This is a genomic window from Pectobacterium sp. A5351, assembly GCF_028335745.1.
GTDB lineage: Bacteria > Pseudomonadota > Gammaproteobacteria > Enterobacterales > Enterobacteriaceae > Pectobacterium.
Genome location: NZ_CP116477.1, coordinates 920,537 through 940,315 on the forward strand (window position 1 = coordinate 920,537; position 19,779 = coordinate 940,315).

Annotated in this window: 21 protein-coding genes; 15 read left to right on the top strand and 6 right to left on the bottom strand. The window is 54.0% G+C overall.

Going from position 1 to position 19,779, the window contains the following annotated elements; genetic code table 11:
• Positions 1-205: 205 nt before the first annotated feature.
• Both ansP and O1Q74_RS04405 read right to left on the bottom strand, forming a co-directional pair.
• The gene (gene ansP / locus O1Q74_RS04400) at positions 206-1,657 is read right to left on the bottom strand and encodes an L-asparagine permease (protein ID WP_271876372.1); all 1,452 of its coding nucleotides are present in this window, start codon (positions 1,655-1,657) and stop codon (positions 206-208) included.
• A 430-nt stretch (positions 1,658-2,087) separates the two neighbouring features.
• Complete coding sequence (locus O1Q74_RS04405; RefSeq protein ID WP_271876375.1) at positions 2,088-2,717, bottom strand: TetR/AcrR family transcriptional regulator; 630 nt, start codon at positions 2,715-2,717, stop codon at positions 2,088-2,090.
• A gap of 288 nt (positions 2,718-3,005) precedes the next feature.
• On the opposite strand from O1Q74_RS04405, the gene O1Q74_RS04410 reads away from it, so the two are divergent.
• Positions 3,006-4,229: a Tm-1-like ATP-binding domain-containing protein gene (locus O1Q74_RS04410; RefSeq protein ID WP_271876377.1), complete on the top strand. Its 1,224-nt coding sequence runs from the start codon at positions 3,006-3,008 to the stop codon at positions 4,227-4,229.
• A 13-nt stretch (positions 4,230-4,242) separates the two neighbouring features.
• Complete coding sequence (locus O1Q74_RS04415; protein ID WP_271876380.1) at positions 4,243-5,076, top strand: phosphoenolpyruvate hydrolase family protein; 834 nt, start codon at positions 4,243-4,245, stop codon at positions 5,074-5,076.
• A gap of 630 nt (positions 5,077-5,706) precedes the next feature.
• On the opposite strand, the gene O1Q74_RS04420 is transcribed toward O1Q74_RS04415, so the two are convergent.
• The 4 genes from O1Q74_RS04420 to mutY form a co-directional block, all read right to left on the bottom strand.
• Complete coding sequence (locus O1Q74_RS04420) at positions 5,707-6,489, bottom strand: hypothetical protein (protein ID WP_271876382.1); 783 nt, start codon at positions 6,487-6,489, stop codon at positions 5,707-5,709.
• Between the two features lie 95 nt (positions 6,490-6,584).
• Positions 6,585-7,658: a membrane-bound lytic murein transglycosylase MltC gene (mltC, locus tag O1Q74_RS04425; protein ID WP_271876384.1), complete on the bottom strand. Its 1,074-nt coding sequence runs from the start codon at positions 7,656-7,658 to the stop codon at positions 6,585-6,587.
• Between the two features lie 53 nt (positions 7,659-7,711).
• Positions 7,712-7,984: an oxidative damage protection protein gene (locus tag O1Q74_RS04430; RefSeq protein ID WP_225087105.1), complete on the bottom strand. Its 273-nt coding sequence runs from the start codon at positions 7,982-7,984 to the stop codon at positions 7,712-7,714.
• On the bottom strand, positions 7,981-9,087 hold the full coding sequence (gene mutY, locus O1Q74_RS04435; RefSeq protein ID WP_271876387.1) for an A/G-specific adenine glycosylase: 1,107 nt from the start codon (positions 9,085-9,087) through the stop codon (positions 7,981-7,983). Before mutY ends, O1Q74_RS04430 begins: the two co-directional genes overlap by 4 nt.
• Before the next feature lie 165 nt (positions 9,088-9,252).
• Here mutY and trmB point away from each other — a divergent pair, with 165 nt between their 5' ends.
• From trmB to phnD, 13 genes are all read left to right on the top strand, one after another.
• Entirely contained in the window at positions 9,253-9,972 is a 720-nt protein-coding gene (gene trmB / locus O1Q74_RS04440; protein ID WP_271876389.1) for a tRNA (guanosine(46)-N7)-methyltransferase TrmB, read from the top strand.
• 1 nt (position 9,973) lies between these two features.
• A complete protein-coding gene (locus O1Q74_RS04445; RefSeq protein WP_271876392.1) occupies positions 9,974-10,318 on the top strand; it encodes a YggL family protein in 345 nt (114 codons plus the stop codon).
• 157 nt (positions 10,319-10,475) lie between these two features.
• Positions 10,476-11,189: a DUF2884 domain-containing protein gene (locus O1Q74_RS04450; RefSeq protein WP_180778181.1), complete on the top strand. Its 714-nt coding sequence runs from the start codon at positions 10,476-10,478 to the stop codon at positions 11,187-11,189.
• Between the two features lie 215 nt (positions 11,190-11,404).
• Positions 11,405-12,118 carry a phosphonate metabolism transcriptional regulator PhnF gene (phnF, locus tag O1Q74_RS04455; RefSeq protein ID WP_271878737.1) on the top strand — a complete coding sequence of 238 codons (714 nt, stop codon included), beginning with the start codon at positions 11,405-11,407 and terminating at the stop codon, positions 12,116-12,118.
• A complete protein-coding gene (gene phnG, locus O1Q74_RS04460) occupies positions 12,119-12,565 on the top strand; it encodes a phosphonate C-P lyase system protein PhnG (RefSeq protein ID WP_271876395.1) in 447 nt (148 codons plus the stop codon).
• On the top strand, positions 12,565-13,140 hold the full coding sequence (phnH, locus tag O1Q74_RS04465) for a phosphonate C-P lyase system protein PhnH (RefSeq protein ID WP_271876397.1): 576 nt from the start codon (positions 12,565-12,567) through the stop codon (positions 13,138-13,140). The genes phnG and phnH overlap by 1 nt, the downstream gene beginning before the upstream one ends.
• The gene (locus O1Q74_RS04470) at positions 13,140-14,216 is read left to right on the top strand and encodes a carbon-phosphorus lyase complex subunit PhnI (protein WP_271876399.1); all 1,077 of its coding nucleotides are present in this window, start codon (positions 13,140-13,142) and stop codon (positions 14,214-14,216) included. The genes phnH and O1Q74_RS04470 overlap by 1 nt, the downstream gene beginning before the upstream one ends.
• Positions 14,209-15,063 carry an alpha-D-ribose 1-methylphosphonate 5-phosphate C-P-lyase PhnJ gene (locus O1Q74_RS04475; protein ID WP_271876401.1) on the top strand — a complete coding sequence of 285 codons (855 nt, stop codon included), beginning with the start codon at positions 14,209-14,211 and terminating at the stop codon, positions 15,061-15,063. Before O1Q74_RS04470 ends, O1Q74_RS04475 begins: the two co-directional genes overlap by 8 nt.
• Positions 15,050-15,814: a phosphonate C-P lyase system protein PhnK gene (gene phnK / locus O1Q74_RS04480; RefSeq protein WP_271876403.1), complete on the top strand. Its 765-nt coding sequence runs from the start codon at positions 15,050-15,052 to the stop codon at positions 15,812-15,814. Before O1Q74_RS04475 ends, phnK begins: the two co-directional genes overlap by 14 nt.
• Positions 15,815-15,877: 63 nt before the next feature.
• Positions 15,878-16,591: a phosphonate C-P lyase system protein PhnL gene (gene phnL, locus O1Q74_RS04485; protein ID WP_271876405.1), complete on the top strand. Its 714-nt coding sequence runs from the start codon at positions 15,878-15,880 to the stop codon at positions 16,589-16,591.
• Positions 16,578-17,714 carry an alpha-D-ribose 1-methylphosphonate 5-triphosphate diphosphatase gene (phnM, locus tag O1Q74_RS04490; protein WP_271876407.1) on the top strand — a complete coding sequence of 379 codons (1,137 nt, stop codon included), beginning with the start codon at positions 16,578-16,580 and terminating at the stop codon, positions 17,712-17,714. Before phnL ends, phnM begins: the two co-directional genes overlap by 14 nt.
• 153 nt (positions 17,715-17,867) lie before the next feature.
• On the top strand, positions 17,868-18,695 hold the full coding sequence (phnC, locus tag O1Q74_RS04495) for a phosphonate ABC transporter ATP-binding protein (RefSeq protein ID WP_271876410.1): 828 nt from the start codon (positions 17,868-17,870) through the stop codon (positions 18,693-18,695).
• Positions 18,696-18,787: 92 nt separating this feature from the next.
• Entirely contained in the window at positions 18,788-19,696 is a 909-nt protein-coding gene (phnD, locus tag O1Q74_RS04500; protein ID WP_442953137.1) for a phosphonate ABC transporter substrate-binding protein, read from the top strand.
• Positions 19,697-19,779: the final 83 nt, after the last annotated feature.

Sequence of the window (19,779 nt, forward strand, 5' to 3'; positions counted from 1 at the left end):
GACAAAAACGTCAGGAACGTTTTTGAACGTCGCTTGCGACGGCACTGAAAGGGTGAATCTCAGGGATGAGATTCATATCTGCGCAATCCGAGCTTACATGGATGTACTTGCAGCGTCTTTACGATCTATCCATTACTCTCGCTCTACGGACTTTGTTAGTAACCTCAAACTCAGGCTCGGAAACGAGCCTGAGTTTTTTTCTGTCTTAACGCAGGCTGGAGCCCTGTTGGTTGGCGAGTTTCACCGCTTCGCGCTGCTTTTTCAGCCCGCGCCAGCCGATGATCAGCATGATCGTCAGTACCGGAATCGTCGCAATCGTCCAGGTGCCGTTCGGGTAATCAAACGCCATCAGCCCCAACACACTCACCAGAAAAGCCAGCGTCAGCCACGATGTCACGGGCGCGCCGGGCATTCTGAATGCGACCGGTTTGGCTTTCCCCTGACGAATTGCTTTACGCAGTTGCATCTGGCACAGAATGATGAACGCCCAGGAACAGATAATGCCGAGTGAGGCAATATTCAGGACGATCTCAAATACCTGCGATGGCACCACGTAGTTCAGCACCACGCCGATGATGTGAATGCCGACGGTCACCAAAATACCGGTATAGGGCACGGACTGCGTACTCATTTTTGACAGGAAGGCAGGAGCCGAACCGCCCAGCGACAGCGAGCGCAGAATGCGCCCCGTCGAGTACAGACCAGAGTTCAGGCTGGACAGCGCAGCGGACAGCACCACGATATTCATGATCGTGCCGATATAAGGAACGCCGAGCTTGCTGAAGAAGGTCACGAATGGGCTTTGCCCCGCCTGATAAGCGTTCCACGGCAGCAGGCAGACCAATAGCGCGACAGAGCCGACGTAGAACAGGCCGATACGCCAGATGACGCTGTTGACCGCTTTCGGCAGCACTTTCTCCGGGTCTTTACATTCGCCTGCGGTTGTCCCGATGATCTCGATACCGGCAAAGGCAAATATTACCCCCTGAACCAGCACCAGCGCGGGCAGAATCCCGTGCGGGAACAGGCCACCGTTGTCGGTAATCAGGTGCAGACCGGGCGTGTTCCCGTCCAGCGGGCTGCCCGTGCCGAGATAGACCGTGCCGACTACCAGAAAAATGGCGATGGCCGCGACCTTAATCAGCGCGAACCAGAACTCCATTTCGGCAAACCACTTCACACCAATCAGGTTCATCAGCGTGACGATGGACAGCGCCCCCAGCGCGAACAGCCACTGTGGTACATCGGCAAACGTGCCCCAGTAGTGCATGTAGAGCGCGACGGCGGTGATGTCGACAATCCCGGTCATTGCCCAGTTAAGGAAGTACATCCAGCCTGCCACGTAGGAGGCCTTTTCACCCAGAAACTCGCGCGAATACGACACAAAGCTGCCGCTGGTGGGGCGATGAACGATCAGCTCACCTAGCGCACGCAGAATGAAAAAAGAGAAGATACCGCAAACCAGATAGACCAGCGCCAGCGCTGGCCCTGCCATTTGCAGACGTGCACCTGCACCAAGAAACAAACCGGTGCCGATGGAGCCGCCAATCGCGATCATCTGTACGTGGCGGTTGCCGATACTCTGGTGATAGCCCTTTTCGTGAAGACGTTGCTCGGCTGCATGATGCTCGCCATGAGGGGAGGAATGTTGTGTCATTGATGTCGGTGTTTTCCTGTCTGTCACGCATCCTGTGGCGACGCGCTTGCTATTATTATTTAAAATTAAACTATTTTATAAAATTCAAATGGTTATGTTGTTATCTGTGGCGTTTTTTTATGCCGGACATCCCTGTCCGGCACCCTTCGGGCCGTTGCTACACAACGTTGAAAAACGCTCCCGGCGTTTTTTTATGTCGGACATCCCTGTCCGGCACCCTTCGGGCCGTTGCGCCGAGCGCGGTTATCCGCATGGCAGAAAACAACGGCAGCGATGCTACCTTTTCCTGTGTGCTGTGGCAAAAAATGGATAAAGGGAAAGTGTGTCAGAGCGTGATGGTGTGGGGCGCGTGGTACGTTCGGTGGGGAACACACGTTCCGCCCCGGTTAGGTGATCAAGACCGGGACGGGATGCGGCATGAATGTGTTCATCAGGTTTTCGGTGAATCGGCCTGCGCGGCATCCTCTTCCGCCTGCCGTAAAATGGCTTTTGCAACCCACTGCGTAACATCCTGAATGCTGTCTTCTTCCAGATGCCAGATATCTTTCAGCACCAGAAAAACCTCGGAGCCGTAAATGAGCGATAAGGCATAAATCACCCGCTGTTGTGCTTCCGGCGTGATTTTCCCTTCCAGCGGTTCGGTGGCAATTTTGAGCAGGCGTTTACGATTGCCACGCGTCAAAGGGTCCGTATGGAGGCGATTAGAACGGCGGTCTGCCCATTGTTGTAGTGACAGATGCAGGGCGGCACGTAGCGCGCCTTCATGCTCCAGCATTCTGGGGTAAGCAAATCGCAGCAGTTCAGCCACGCGTTCGCTGGCGTCCGGCTGTGTTGGGTGCCACGCCAGAATCGGGCCAAGACTTTCACCCACCACGGCGGAGATTAACGCACTTTGCGTCGGAAAATAACGATAGGCCGTTGCGCGTGAAAGCTGAGCTGCGGCGGCAACATCGGTAATGGAGGGGAATATACCGTGGTCGAACATACTCATGGCGGTATCAATTAATAAACGACGGGTTTTCGCCCGTGTTGATGTCAGTTTTTCATCCCGTTCAATCACATAGACCTCATTGAATTTTCGGGCCGGAAGCTATCGGGCAGCACGGCGTTATCGCCAGAACTATAGCAAATTGAGTGATTCTTGTGCCACGTCAAGCTTTCTTACTGTTAATGTAATGTCGTACATAACATTTTGAGACTTTTGTCTCATTTGAGCGTTTAATGATTTGTCTTTCTGATACTCAAGTCTCAATATGGCGATAAATTAATCTTGTCTGTTTTTGTTTTCTTGTAATTGTCATTTATATCAATCTGTTAATTGTTTCACTAATGGTGGGAGGGAGACCAAGTGGGAAGTAAAGTTGGCAGCGTTTATATTGCAAGTACAGCAGATACTAAAGGGAAAGAACAGGTTTACGTCCGCGATCTGATTGCTGCGACAGGCTTGAAAACCGTCACGGTTGATCTGTCAACGGCATCGCCGTCAACAGATGTTCGGGTGTCAGAGGTGACTGATATCAGTGCAGAAACGGTGGCATCGTACCATCCGCAGGGCGCGTCAGCGGTATTTTGCCATGACAGAGGGCAGGCGATTGGTGCCATGGCTGTCGCGTTTGAGCACTTCATGCTATCCCGCGATGACATTGCCGGGGTGCTTGGGCTTGGCGGTTCCGGCGGTACAGCGTTGATCACGCCCGCGATGCAGGCGTTACCGATTGGGATGCCGAAGCTGATGGTGTCGACGATGGCCTCCGGTGATATTTCCGGTTACATCGGTGCCAGCGATATCAGTATGATGTATTCCGTTACCGATGTGGCGGGCCTGAACCGTATTTCTCGTCAGGTTCTTGGCAACGCCGCGCATCAGATCGCCGGTGCCGTGAAATTTAAGATTCAGGAACATCATGACGATAAGCCCGCGATTGGCCTGACCATGTTTGGCGTAACGACGCCGTGCATTCAGGAAGCCAGTAAATTGCTGGATGCGGAGTTTGACTGCCTGGTCTTTCACGCGACGGGCAGCGGCGGGAAAGCGATGGAAAAGCTGGTGGACAGCCATTTGCTCACTGGCGTGCTCGATCTCACGACGACTGAGGTATGCGATTTACTGTTTGATGGCGTGCTGGCCTGCGGGCCGGAACGGTTTGACGCGATAGCCAAGACGCAGGTGCCTTACGTGGCGTCCTGCGGTGCGCTGGACATGGTGAATTTTGGCGCGCCCGCCAGCATACCGGAGAAATACGCGCATCGTCTGTTCTACAACCACAACGCGCAGGTCACTCTGATGCGTACGACGATAGAAGAAAATATCGCGATGGCGCGCTGGATTGGGGAGAAGCTGAACCGCTGTGAAGGCGAGGTGCGCTTCCTGATCCCGGAAGGTGGCTTCTCCGCGCTGGATGCGCCGGAGCAGGCATTCTGGCACCCGGAAGCGCGTGACGCGTTTATCAGCACGCTGGAGAGCGTAGTGCAGCAAACGGCAAGACGACAGATTATTCGTCTGCCTTTCCATATTAACGATCCTTTATTTGCCCATGCGGCAGTCGATGCGTTTCGGGCGTTAGTGAAATAAGAAGGGAAAAAGTATGAAGTCAGGCATGAATCGTCAGGCATTGTTGACAAAATTCCGCGAAATGATCGCCCGCCGCGAACCGATTATCGGTGGTGGCGCAGGAACGGGGCTTTCCGCGAAATGTGAAGAAGCGGGCGGAATCGATCTGATCGTGATCTACAACTCTGGTCGCTATCGCATGGCGGGGAGAGGCTCTCTGGCTGGTCTGCTGGCTTACGGCAACGCGAATGAGATCGTCGTGGATATGGCGAAAGAAGTTCTACCGGTTGTGAAACATACGCCAGTGCTGGCGGGCGTGAACGGAACCGATCCTTTCTGTCAGTTTGATAAGTTTCTGGATGACCTGAAAGCACTGGGTTTTTCTGGTGTACAGAACTTCCCAACCGTGGGTCTGATCGACGGTAATTTCCGCGCCAATCTGGAAGAAACCGGCATGGGATATGCGCTGGAAGTCGACATGATCCGTCTGGCGCATGAAAAAGACATGCTGACCACACCTTATGTGTTCAGCGCGGCTGATGCTGTTGCGATGACGAAAGCGGGCGCGGACATTATTGTCCCGCACATGGGGTTAACCACCGGCGGCAATATTGGGGCGGAAACGGCGCTGAATCTTGCAGACTGTGTGCCGTTGATTAATCACTGGGCAGATGAGGCGAAATCCATCCGTAAGGATGTGATTGTTTTGTGCCACGGCGGGCCGATTTCAACACCGCAGGATGCACAGTTCATTATGGATCACTGCCCGCAGTGCGATGGTTTTTACGGTGCCAGCTCGATGGAGCGGTTGCCGACAGAAACCGCGCTAACGGCTACAACACAGCAATTCAAAAAAATTAAGCGTTAACACACTTTTTTGGCTCTCTATCTGTTGATGTTCCAACGCTGGAACAAAGGCGGGTAAATTTTTGCGCCAATATCAGGGATATACGGCCAGCTTATGCTGGCCGCAGTTTGTTTGTGTCCTACAGATTTATGTACCACAAATTTGTGTACCCCGGAGAGGTGCTCAATAGCGATTTAGGTCGAACAGGTATGAAAGCTATTGTTATAAAAGCTATTTTTCACAGTGTAGAAACGTCGGAGAAATAGGTATGACATGACGTATCACGATGGGAGTAGTCACGAACTTACTACTCAGCTTTGCCGTTATGGCAAACGCGGGCATTGGCTTTCAACAGATAACATTAGCGGATGAGGCCAATAACAGGCCGTTAGACGTCGCCGTATTTTATCCAGTTTCGTCATCCTCACAGACCACGATCATAGGTGACAATCCCGTCTTTCCTGGCATAGCGGTGAGTAAAAACGCCGTGCCTGAACCCGGTGCACATCCCTTGATCGTGGTTTCACACGGTTACGGCGGGAGTTGGTTTAACCAACTCTGGCTGGCACAGGTGTTGGTTAAACAAGGCTATATTGTTGCCGCGCCCAGCCACCCCGGGACCACCTTTAAAGATATGCGTGTTGAGAACGCTCAGGCGCTTTGGCAGCGGCCTCGTGACCTCAGTCGCGTGATTACGGCCTTGCTCGCCACGCCAGAAAAAACGGGACAGGTGGCGGGTGGGGCTTCCGGTTTTTTGTCAGGTGCCGGAACAAGCCCTGCTTGCGGCGTTGTACGGTGTGTGACGATCAGTAGGGTCAATATCGCCAGCATCAGAAAGTGGAATGCGGTGATGATGGTCGTTGCACGACTACCGCTGTAGAAAGCGATATCCAGTGCAATCATCATATCGATAGCGCCGGAGATAATCACATACAGCCCGGCGATAAACGGTGTGCTTTTCCACCACTCAAGGGGGAAATGCAGACGGCGAGCGATGTAAATCAGCGCTGACCCATAACCGAAGTAAATACTCACCAGCATCAGATCGATGAGCGGAACGGCCGTTCTGCTCTGGATGACACTTGCGCCAAAAACGAGCAAGGGCGCTAACAGGTGTCGGAGAGCGTTGTGATGTCTGTGAGTTTTGTCGTGGGGAAAAAGGCAAAGCCATAGCAGTGGCGGAATCGATGCGGCGATAGCGGGTTGGATCAACGTGGGTAAGGCAACATGTCCGCTCCAGCGTAACGCGACCAGCGTCAGTGCAAGGCAGCTCACACCAATGAATAGCGCTTCAGCCTTGGCATTGCGTTTTTTGGCGTTCTTGTTAGGAATGTTCTTGTTAGAAAGATGCTGCTGAATATCCAGAAATCGGACGCGAAAAAACAAAATAACCAGCAGAAGTGCGGTAATCAACGGTAAGGGAATTGCGGTCATCGTGTTCTTCAGAAACGTTATTGTCGATATCTGGTGTGATGAAACCGCGCTACCGGGGTTATTCCGGTAGCGCGGCGTTTTGTGGAACGTGTGAATTAGCGGCGATAATTTTTCTGCGCCGTGTTCACTTTGTACAGGTAGCGACGTGATTCGCCAGACGGGTGCTTCGTCGTCAGCGTTTGGTAGACATCGCTCGGTGACATACTGTTGATAATGCCTACGGCGCGATCCCGATCGCTGGAGAAGACGCGCAACACGCTGCCTGCGCCACCGTTATACGCGGTGATGACGGCGTAGCGTTTCGACGTTGGGTTTTCAATTCCGGCCAGATAGCTGTTCTTCAGAATCGACAGATAGGCCGTGCCCGCGTCGATGTTTTGTTCTGGATCGAACAGGTAACTGCGGCTCGGCTGTCCCCATTTCCCTTTCATCTTGAAGACATCGCGCCCCGCGCTGTGCTGTACCACCTGCATCAGACCCAGCGCATCGGAACGGCTGACGGCGTAAGGGTTGAAGCTGGATTCTGTCTGCATAATCGCCAGAATCAGCGACTCTTCAATGCCGTAGCGCTCGGAAGCCTTACGCACCAGCGGCAGGTATTTGTGTGCACGCTTGTCCAGATGGTTAGGGACGAGCTGGATCGTGACCGACCAGATAACGTGCAGCCCAGAGGTGCGTTTTTGCAGGCGGTTCTGGAGCAGATAATCCGCGAAGCTGGCGGCACGGCCTTCCCAGCGGATCGGCTGTCCGGTGTTATCCAGCACCTGCCCATACAGCAGCGGTTCGCGGCTGATCTGGATATCGTTAGCGTCAGAATACAGATCGGTGTTAGTGGCGTCGTCGCCCATCAGCAGGGTGGTGATAATCGCCTGGCGCAGGCTGGCAACGGAATTGGTCGCCGAAATGGTTTCAATCGTGATTGAACCGGCATCAAAGTTGATGTGGCTACGCGTCTGATATTGATCGGTGTATTTGACGTAGTCTTTCGGACCGGCGATCAGAACTTCATTCATCCCCCAGATATTTTCGATGTTGTGGGCAAACTGACCCATCAAAATATCGAAGGCGTTGGTATCCTTGATAAACTCTTCGTTGTCGGCATTCCCTTTGTTTCCCGAACAGGAAACCAGCAGTGGTGCAATGACCAGCAAAGCTAACATTTTCTTCATATAACAAGCCGTGTCGGAATAGGGACGTAAACGGGCCCGAAAGCCCGCCATTTTTAGTGACTCGGAGGCGTATAGCCTTCGATGTGTACGTCCTTCCCTTCAAACAGGAATTTGATCATTTCCTGTTCCAGCAGCTTACGGTCGTCAACGTTCATCATGCTGAGTTTTTTCTCGTTGATCAGCATGGTTTGCTTGGTTTGCCACTGCGCCCAGGCGTCTTTAGATATTTCGTTATAGATGCGCTTGCCCAGATCGCCGGGATAGAGCTGGAAATCCTGCCCTTCGGCGTCGCGTTGTAAAAAAGTACAAAAAATCGTTCTGCTCATGCTTCTTCCTCATCAATTGCGCAGGCATTCAAACGTGTAGACTGCGGGTGAGCCAGCTCCCTCAACAGGCGTTCTACCGGGGCGGCCAGTCCGACAGACGGCGGCTGCGCTAAGTTATACCAGAGACCCGCATCGTCATCCATGCAGGACCTGTTTTGTGAGCGATCGGTCTGCGATACGTCCAGCCAGAGCGGAACGATATCCAGATGAAAATGGCTAAATGTATGGCGGAACGCGACAAGCTGTTGCAATCCATCAGGATTCAGACCGCGTTGTTGCAGCCAGAGTTCCAATTCCCGACGTTCGCTGAACTGCGGAAAGCAAAATAGCCCGCCCCACAGGCCCACGGCGGGGCGCTGTTGCAGCCAGACCTGAGACCCCTGCTGCATCAACAGGAACCAGCCGGTTTTCTCCGGCAGCGTCTGTTTTGGTTTCTTACCGGGGTATTGCGCCCAGCTGTGGTTGGCGTACGCCATGCATCCCGTGTTCAGTGGGCACAGCTCGCACTTGGGTCGGCTACGGGTACAGACCATCGCCCCGAGATCCATCATCGCCTGATTAAACTGGCTGACGCCTTCGGCTGGCGTGACGTCTTCACTCCGCGCCCACAGTTTCTTTTCGACCTCTTTCTTGCCCGGCCAGCCGTCAACCGCGTAGCAGCGTGACAGCACGCGCTTCACGTTGCCGTCGAGAATCGGGTAATGTTGGCCGAGAGAGAGCGATAGCACGGCACCGGCGGTAGAACGTCCGACGCCCGGCAGCGCCGCGACTTCGTCAAAGGTCGTGGGGAAGTCGCCGCCGTGACGTGACACGATGGTCTGTGCCGCCTTATGTAGATTACGCGCACGGGCGTAGTAGCCCAGCCCGGTCCATAAGTGGAGCACTTCGTCCAGCGGCGCTGCCGCCAGCGCGCTCACGTTTGGAAAACGTTCCATAAAGCGTTGGAAATAGGGAATAACCGTGGTGACCTGCGTTTGTTGCAACATCACTTCGGATAGCCATACTTTATAGGGAGTTTTCTCAAGCTGCCACGGCAGGGTTTTGCGGCCATAGCGTTGATACCAGTCCAGCACCTGATGGGCGAACTGTTGCGCTTGCATCATAAAATGGGGTCACTATCCGACAGGTAAAAAGTTTGACAGCGATTCCAGCACAGAGTGAATGTGCTGTAAACCGGAACTTTCCGAGGCAGTGGGCTTGATAAACCACGGTATCCTTGCATAATGCGCGTTTCCTTAATGAAATCGGACAGCAAGTAAGCACTCTTTATGATTAACAACGTCATTTCACCGGAATTTGATGAAAATGGGCGCCCGATGCGTCGTATCCGCAGTTTTGTCCGCCGTCAGGGGCGTTTGACCAACGGGCAACAGCTGGCGCTGGATAACTACTGGCCGGTGATGGGCGTGGAATATCAAACCGAACAGGTAGATTTTAACGCGCTATTTGGTCGTGACGCGCCAGTGGTGCTGGAAATTGGTTTTGGGATGGGGGCCTCGCTGGTGACGATGGCGGCACAGCATCCTGAACAGAATTTCCTCGGTATTGAAGTTCACCTTCCGGGCGTGGGAGCGTGCCTCGCTTCTGCACAGGAGGCGGGTATCAACAATCTGCGCGTGATGTGTCACGATGCGATCGAAGTGCTGATGAAGATGATCCCCGACGGGTCACTGTCCATGGTTCAGCTCTTCTTCCCTGACCCGTGGCACAAAGCTCGCCATAATAAACGCCGCATCGTCCAGGTGCCTTTCGTTGAACTGGTGCAAAGCAAGTTGAAGGTTGGCGGCGTGTTCCATATGGCAACAGATTGGGAACCTTATGCGCAACATATGCTCGAAGTGATGACGTCTGTCGCCGGGTACCGCAACCTTTCCGATAAGAATGACTACGTTGAGCGGCCGGATTCCCGTCCGCTGACGAAATTTGAAGCGCGCGGCCAGCGTTTGGGGCATGGCGTATGGGATCTGATGTTTGAGAGGATAAAATAAAATGGCACAAGCTCGTAGCCGTCGTTTACGTAAAAAACTGCACATTGATGAGTTTCAGGAATTAGGCTTTTCGGTCAGCTTCCGCTTTCCTGAAGGCACTAACGTGGAAGACATCGATCGACTGATGGATAAGTTCGTCGATGAGGTGATTGAACCACAGGGTCTGGCATTTGAAGGCAGCGGTTATCTGCACTGGGAAGGTCTCATCTGCCTGCAAAAACTGGGTCACTGTACCGAAGAGCACCGCCAGCTGGTTAGCCGCTGGTTGGAAGAGCAGAAACTGACAGATGTGAAAGTCAGCGATCTGTTCGATATCTGGTGGGATCTGCCAGAAAACCTGCTGTAATTTTTGCTTCAGTAAAAACAGAAAGGCCTTGGTTTACGCCAACGCGTTGATCTAAGCAAAAAAATGCCTGAGCTGATTTAGCTCAGGCATTATCCGCCTCATCAAAGGGCACATTGCCACTTTCCCGCCACTGCCGTTGTTTTCTTCAGGAGAAAATATGTCGCGTAAAATGACCTTGGGTTTATTGATGTTGCTGTCCTGGCAAGCGCAGGCGGCCTACCAGTGCAACGTGAACCCGCAAGACGACATCATTATCAGTCCGCAGCACGTACAGGTCGTGGGTGCCAGCGGCAATTTACAGCTTTCCCCGCAGGGCGATATCGTCCGCAACGGTACGCCGCTGACCCTGAACGCCGAACAGCGCCAGAAGGCCAAAGCCTATCAGGCGGATATACGCCAGCAACTGCCGTGGATCGATCAGGGCGCGCAGCAGCATCTGGAAAAAGCGCGCGTTGCGCTGGATAAAGTGATCGTGCAGGAACTCGGCAGCGACAGCAATGTGCGTAATCGTCTGACTACGCTGGATAAACAGCTAAAACAGCAGATGAACCGTATTATCGAACACCGCAGTGATGGCCTGACGTTCCACCATCAGGCGATTAAGCAGGTGGAGCAGGATGGCAAGCAGATCGTGCAGCAAAGCATGGGCGGCGTCTTGCAGGATAGCCTGAACGAGATGGGCGTAAAACAGATGTCCAGCGGCGGTAACCCGCTACAGGCGATGATGGGCAACCTCGGTGGTTTGCAGAAGGCGATTCAGGCCGAGTGGAATAATCAGGAACTGGAGTTCCAGCGTTTTGGTAATGACGTATGCAGCCGCGTCACATCGTTAGAAAACCAGCGCAAGAGCCTGTTGCAGACGCTGAAGTAAATTGACGTCGCTTAAGGAAACGGGCTGAGGCCCGTTTTTTCCGCTGCCGATAGCTATACATAGTTAGCAGCCTATCAAAAAAAGTTCATTTTTGTGCCACGTCTGATTAACGAGACAGACATATTCCCTCCTCATAATCGTACGATATTTATACATCCTCAGCATTCGCCTTCCGAATCGTATTAATGCCCCCTGTTTGTGGGAGATTTTTTATGATGCAGTTGTCCAGACATCCGACCACTCTCTATCAGGCGATTGCTGCCCGGCTAGAAGAAGCGCTACGCGAACGCTACAAATGTGGCGACTATCTTCCCTCTGAAAAGCAACTGGCTACGCACTACGCCGTTAATCGCCATACGTTACGCCGGGCCGTGGATGATTTGGTGAAAAAAGGGCTGGTTCAACGCCGTCACGGTGTGGGGATTTTGGTACTTATCCGGCCTTATGACTACCCGCTGCATGCGCAGGCCCACTTCAGCCAGAATCTGTTGGATCAAGGCAGCAGTCCTTCCAGCGAACGACTCCTGGCGATGTTAAGTCCGGCCAGTCAGGAGATTGCCACCACGCTGGGCTGTGACGAAGGCGATAACATCATCCATTTGCGCACGCTGCGTCGGGTTAACGGCATACCCGTCTGCGTCATTAACCATTTCCTGCCCAACCTTTCCTGGTGGCCGCACCTACAGCAGTTCAATCGCGGCTCACTGCACAACTTTATTACCGAGCGGCTGAATCAGGTGCTGGTTCGCACGCAAACGCGTATCAGCACGCGTCTGGCTCAGGCTAAGGAAAGTCGGCTGTTGGAAATCGATGTGCAGGCACCGCTGCTGTGCTTGCGCACGCTGAATAAAACCGCAAGCGGTGAGGTCGCCGAGTACTCCATCAGCCTGACCCGTAGCGACATGATCGAACTGACGCTGGAGCACTAGATGGATACGCTAACACGCCGTCAACACTGGCTCTCGGTGCTGGCATTCAGCACGGTTGCCGAGCTGGAGAAGCGCTGGCATGCGCTCGATTTACATCCGCAGTATGCCCTGCTGCGTGCGGCTGAAATTGGCCTGACTCGTTTACAGGCGAGAATGGGAGGAACGGGCAAGCGTTTTGTGCTGGGGGATATGACGATGACGCGTGCCGTGGTGCGTCTGGCTGACGGTACGTGTGGTTACAGCTATGTAGCCGGGCGCGATAAAATCCATGCCGAGCGCTGTGCCGTTATTGATGCGCTGTTGCAACTGCCGGAAAGCCACGAGCGGTTGCAGGAGCATCTCATCAAACCTCTGGCGGCGCAGCGTGCCGCGCTGTGCCAACAGCGCGCGCGTGAAATTGCCAGTAGCAAGGTCGATTTCTTCACGTTAGTTCGCGGAGATAACTGATGTCTATACAGGCGAGCTTTGCGCAGCCGGTGGCTGACGCGCAGTGTGCTTTTCGGCGCATCCTCAAAGCCTTAAGCGAACCGGGCATCACGGTGACTTTGCCGTTACAGCAAGGCTGGGGGAGGTTATCTCCTGCCGCGACGGCGGTGATGCTGACGCTGGTCGATCGCGACACACCGCTCTGGCTGGATGATGCATTGAATGATGACGTTACCCGCAGCAACCTGCGTTTTCATACCGGTGTGATATTGATCAGGGATGAATCGGCGGCCTTTGCCTTGCTTCACGCCTCATCGACCATCGCGCTGTCACGGTTTTCTGCCGGTGATGACATGTCGCCGGAAAAGAGTACCACGGTCATTATCGACGTTACTTCTCTGAGCGGGGGCACGCCGCTGCGCCTGAGCGGGCCGGGGCTGGAAACTTCACGCATCGTTGACCCACCGTTGCCGCCGGACATTGTGCGTTATCTCTGCCACCGTCCCGATCCTTTTCCGCAAGGAATCGATCTGATGTTCACCTGTGCCGATGCCATGATGGCATTGCCGCGCACCACCCATGTGGAGGTCTGCTGATGTACGTCGCCGTGAAAGGGGGAGAGAAAGCGATCGAAAATGCCCATCGCTTACAGGATGATCTGCGCCGTGGGGATCGTGACATCCCGGAAATTGACTGCCAGCAGGTTGAACAACAGCTTGGGCTGGCGGTCGATCGTGTGATGACCGAAGGTGGTATCTACGATCGTGAATTGGCGGCACTGGCGATCAAACAGGCCAGTGGCGATGTGGTGGAAGCTATTTTTCTGCTGCGTGCGTATTGCACGACATTGCCGCGGCTGGCCGACAGCCAGCCGTTAACGACGGCGAACATGCGGATTGAGCGGCGTATTTCGGCAGTCTACAAAGATGTTCCGGGCGGTCAGGTACTTGGCCCAACCTGCGATTACACTCACCGCTTGCTGGATTTCACGCTGCTTGCCAACGGTGACACACCTGCGCCGTCGGGTGCAGACATGCCGCTGGAAGCCGCGTGCCCGCTGATATTTGATCTGATGACTCGTGAAGGGTTTGCCGTCAGGGAAGAGGATGACGGTAGCGAACCGTGTGATATCACCCGCGATCCCCCGAGTTATCCCGCTCCGCGTTCGGTGCGTCTACAACAGCTGGTGCGGGGGGATGAAGGATTCCTGCTGGCGTTGAGTTACTCGACACAGCGCGGCTATGGCCGCACCCATCCCTTTGCCGGAGAGATCCGCACAGGCTTTGTCACGGTAGAGATTGTGCCGGAAGAACTGGAGTTTGCGCTGGAAATCGGTGAAATTCTGCTGACCGAGTGTGAAATGGTCAATGGGTTTACCGACAGGGATGAGGAAGCGCCGCACTTTACCCGAGGCTACGGATTGGTGTTTGGTCGGGCAGAGCGTAAAGCCATGTCGATGGCTCTGGTGGATCGCGCCCTGCAAACCGCAGAGCATCACGAACGGGTGACCAGCCCGGCGCAGGACGAGGAGTTTGTGCTGTCGCATGCGGATAACGTCGAGGCCGCGGGGTTTGTCTCTCATCTCAAACTGCCTCATTACGTCGATTTTCAGGCTGAGTTAGAACTCCTGAAACGTCTGCGTCAGGCGTATCAGGAGGGCAACGATGTATGAGTTAAGCGGCTATAACCCTGGCTATCTTGATGAGCAAACCAAACGGACTATCCGACGTGCCATATTGAAGGCGGTAGCGATCCCCGGCTATCAGGTACCGTTTGGCGGACGGGAAATGCCGATGCCCTATGGTTGGGGAACCGGCGGCATTCAGCTCACCGCGAGTCTGATTGGTGAAAACGATGTACTGAAAGTGATTGATCAGGGCGCTGACGATACGACCAATGCCGTATCCATCCGGCGTTTTTTCCAGCGTGTGAGCGGGGCGGTGACCACCGAACGTACCGTCGAGGCCACGTTGATTCAGACGCGCCACCGCATTCCTGAAACGCCGCTGCAAGAAGGTCAGATCCTGATCTACCAGGTCCCTATCCCTGAGCCTCTGCGTTTTATTGAGCCGCGCGAGGTCGAGACGCGAAAAATGCATGCGCTGGAAGAGTACGGCATCATGCAGGTGAAGCTGTACGAAGATATCGCCCGCTATGGTCATATTGCGACAACCTATGCGTATCCGGTGAAGGTGAATGAACGCTATGTGATGGATCCGTCGCCCATTCCAAAATTTGATAACCCCAAAATGCACAGGATGCCAGCGCTGCAATTGTTTGGCGCAGGTAGAGAAAAGCGCATTTACGCCTTGCCTCCCTACTGTGACGTGAAAAGCCTGGATTTTGACGATCACCCGTTCCGCGTTCAACGCTGGGAACAACCCTGTGCGCTGTGCGGTTCGCACGACAGCTACCTTGATGAAATCGTGATAGATGATGAAGGCTCGCGTCTGTTTGTCTGCTCCGATACCGACTACTGCCGTCAGCAGCAGGAGAAAAACAGCCATGAACCGTGGTGAAAAGCCGCTGTTGGCGGTCAATAACCTGACGCACCTTTATGCGCCGGAAAAAGGCTTTGAAGACGTCTCGTTTGAACTTTTTCCGGGGGACGTGCTGGGGATCGTCGGGGAGTCGGGATCGGGGAAAACGACCTTATTACAGGCTATTTCGGCACGTTTAACGCCACAGCAGGGAACGATTGACTATCAGGGGCACGATTTATATCGCCTGAGCGAAAGTGAGCGGCGACGTCTACTGCGCACCGAATGGGGCGTGGTGCATCAGTATCCGCTTGATGGCCTGCGCCCGCAGGTTTCGGCCGGCGGTAATATTGGTGAACGGCTGATGGCCGCCGGGCAGCGGCATTACGGCGAGATTCGCCAGCAGGCAAGCCAGTGGTTACAGGACGTTGAGATCCCGGTGGCGCGTATTGACGATCTGCCGACCACCTTTTCTGGCGGTATGCAGCAGCGTCTGCAAATTGCCCGTAGTCTGGTGACGCGACCCAAATTAGTCTTCATGGATGAACCGACCGGCGGCCTTGATGTTTCCGTGCAGGCTCGCCTACTGGATCTCTTACGTACCCTGGTGCGTGAACTGAATCTGGCGGTGGTGATCGTGACGCATGATTTGGGCGTTGTGCGGATGTTGGCACACCACCTGATCGTGATGAAACAAGGGCGGGTTGTCGAAAGCGGCCTGATTGACCGCGTGTTGGACGATCCCAGACATCCTTATACCCAACTGCTGGTTTCGTCAGTCTTGAACTGACGAAAATCCCGTTAATCCCGCGTCATCGCGGGTGAATCAGGTTGTAATCAATCGGAACACGTCATGAACACACAACTGCGCGTTGAGCACGTTTATAAAGTCTTCGTGTTACACAACCAGCACGGTGCATCGCTGCCCGTGCTGCATGATGCCAATCTTGAGGTCAAATCAGGGGAATGTGTGGTGCTGGATGGTCATTCCGGCAGTGGTAAATCCACGCTGTTACGTTCGCTGTATGCCAATTATCAGCCTAACCGTGGTCACATCTGGGTAAAGCATCACCATAACTGGGTCGATCTGGTGAATGCCTCGTCGCGGCACATTCTTGCCATTCGTCGCGACACCATTGGCTGGGTTAGCCAGTTTTTACGGGTAATTCCCCGCGTCTCTACACTGGATGTCGTTATGCAGCCTCTGCTGGAGCGCGGTATTGCGCGTACCGAGTGTGAAACGCGTGCCAGACAACTGCTCGCCCGACTCAACGTACCAGAACGGCTCTGGTCGCTGCCGCCATCGACTTTCTCCGGTGGTGAACAGCAGCGGGTGAACATCGCCCGGGGATTTATCGCCGATTATCCGATTCTCCTGCTGGATGAACCTACCGCGTCGCTGGATAGCGGCAATAGTCATGTGGTGGTTCAACTGATTGAAGAAGCCCGTGAGCGCGGGGCTGCGATTGTCGGTATTTTTCATGACAGTGCGGTACGTAATCGGCTCGCCACGCATTTACACGCTATGCAACCTTATCCCTGGATACCGCAACATGATTATCAATAATGTCCATTTGGTGTTGGAAAATGAGGTGGTTTACGGGTCGCTAGACGTGCAGAACGGCATCATTGTTCACATCAGCAGCGCATGCTGTCAGCAGCCCGAGGCTGTTGATGGTGAAGGTGGGTTTCTGCTGCCGGGGTTGGTAGAACTGCATACCGATAATCTCGATAAATTTTTTACCCCGCGGCCAAAAGTGGATTGGCCAGCCTACTCGGCAATGAGCAGCCACGATGCGTTGATGGTGGCGAATGGTATCACCACCGTACTGGACGCGATCGCTGTGGGGGATGTGCGGGACGGTGGCCACCGCTTCGATAATCTCAATAATATGATCGAGGCGATCTGTCAGGGGCAGGAAAAAGGGCTCAACCGTGCCGAACACCGATTGCATCTGCGCTGTGAGCTGCCGCATGACGCCACGGTTCCACTGTTTGAACAACTGATGAATACGCCCGGCCTCCTGCTGGTGTCATTGATGGATCACTCGCCCGGCCAGCGTCAGTACACATCGTTGCAGAAATACCGTGAGTATTTTCAGGGAAAATATCATCTCAGCAACCCGCAGATGGCAGCGTTTGAGGAAGAACAGATGGCGCTGGCCGCTCGCTGGTCTCAACCCAATCGGCTGGCAATTGCGGCACTCTGCCGTAAAAAAGGGATCGCATTAGCCAGCCATGACGACGCCACGCCAGAACACGTTAATGAATCCCTTCAGGTGGGCAGCGTGATTGCTGAATTTCCCACCACCGAAGCGGCGGCGAGGTGCTCACACGAACGCGGATTGCTGGTGTTGATGGGGGCCCCCAACGTGGTACGCGGTGGCTCGCATTCGGGCAACGTGTCGGCTAGCCAGTTGGCGCAGCAGGGGCTATTGGATATTCTCTCTTCCGATTACTACCCCGCCAGCCTGCTTGATGCTGCATTTCGTCTGGCACAGGATGAGAGCAATCCTTATGACCTACCGCGCGCCATGACCTTGCTGACACGCAATCCTGCCCGCGCTATTGGGTTACACGATCGCGGTGTGATTGCCGAAGGGAAACGTGCCGATCTGGTTCTGGCACATACGCTTCACGGCCATGTGCATATTCGTCATGTGTGGACAAAAGGGGAGAAGGTGTACTAATCGGTTGATGTGCTTAGTTGTGGGAGTAGTGGGGGATAAAGAGAGGTTTGCAAATCGTTGCAATTGGTCATTTTTTAATCACTCATTATTCATGAAATCATCACGCCGTCTGTTCTTAATGAGTGGGCTACCTCACCGCATGAGGATACCAAGATGGCACAGGTACGATTGAAATCCGGCTTTGAATTCAACACGCAGTTGCAGCCCGTTCGGCCACAAAAGGTGCTGTCCGTTCGAAGCGTTAGGAAAGCGTGGTCTCCACAACATCGGGTGCTAGACAACATTAACTTCGATCTGCACACGGGAGAATTGGTTGCCGTCATTGGCTGCTCCGGGGCGGGAAAATCGACGCTGCTGCATCTGTTAAACGGCACGATTGCCGCCTCCGGCGGTGAAATTATCAGCCACAGCGGTGAGCAGCCACAGGATATTATCAAGCTCTGCCCGCGCCAGATACGCCGGTGGCGTGCCTATTGTGGCATGATCTTCCAGGATTTCTGTCTGGTTCCGCGGCTGGATGTACTCACCAACGTTTTGTTAGGCCGCCTTAGCCAAACCTCCACGCTCAAATCACTATTTCGCGTGTTTTCCGACGAGGACCGCGCTCGCGCCATCGAACTGCTGCAATGGGTAAACATGCTGCCGCAGGCGTTACAGCGTGCGGAAAATCTCTCTGGTGGCCAGATGCAGCGCGTCGCCATCTGTCGGGCTCTCATGCAGCAGCCTGGAATTTTGCTGGCCGATGAACCGGTCGCATCGCTCGATCCCAAAAATACCTGCCGTATTATGGATGTCTTGCGAGAAGTGAGTCAGCAGGGGATTAGCGTGATGGTTAACCTGCACTCGGTGGATCTGGTGAAGCGTTACTGCACGCGTGTCATCGGGATCGCTCAGGGGCGCATTGTTTTTGACGGCCACCCAACGCGATTGGATGAGCCGCTGCTTCATACGCTGTATGGCGATGAACTGAACGCACATTAATGCGCGATAGGCATTTAGCTCTCGTGCGTTTAACACGATGGCCTTTGATACGAGAACAGGTGATAGCAATGAGAAAGATCTTTGGTTTGGCGATGATGTTAACTATCTCACTGACCGTCTTCAGCGTCACGGCGGCGGGGATGCCGAAAGAGCTGAATCTGGGTATTTTAGGCGGGCAAAATGCGACACAGCAGATCGGTGATAATCAGTGTGTCAAACAGTTCCTTGATAAAGAACTGGGGGTTGAGACCCAGTTGCGTAATGCTGCTGATTACTCCGGCGTCATTCAGGGTTTACTGGGAGGGAAAGTCGATCTGGTTCTAAGCATGTCGCCATCATCTTTCGCTTCCGTCTATCTGAAAGATCCTGACGCGGTCGATATTGTCGGGATTGCCGTTGACGATAAAGACCAGTCACGCGGCTATTACTCTGTGGTTGTGGTCAAAGCCGACAGTCCGTACAAAAAGCTGGAAGACCTGAAAGGGAAATCCTTTGGCTTTGCCGATCCTGATTCAACCTCGGGCTTCCTGGTGCCCAACCAGATATTCAAACAGAAATTTGGCGGGAATAACGATAGCAAATACAACAATTTCTTTTCCAGCGTGACGTTTTCTGGCGGTCATGAGCAGGATATTCTGGGCGTACTGAATGGCCAATTTGACGGTGCCGTCGCCTGGACATCGATGGTAGGCGATTACAACACGGGCTACACCGCCGGGGCTTTTACTCGCCTGATCCGCATGGATCATCCGAATCTGATGCAGCAAATTCGTATTATCTGGCAATCCCCAATCATCCCGAACGGCCCGATTCTGATCAGCAACAAGCTACCCGCGGATTTCAAGCAGAAGGTCATTACCGCGGTAATGAAGTTGGATAAAAAACAGCATGAATGCTTTGCTAAAGCGATGGGCGGTACTCAGCATATCGGTCCGGCAAGCCTGAATGACTACAAACACATCATCGACATGAAACGCGAACTGACGAAAGGCAACCGCTGATCGAGAACTGGCGCGTCGCCATTCCCTCAACGCCCGTTCGGACGCGACATCGAACGGGCGGTACATTTTCAGTCCGCTAATCA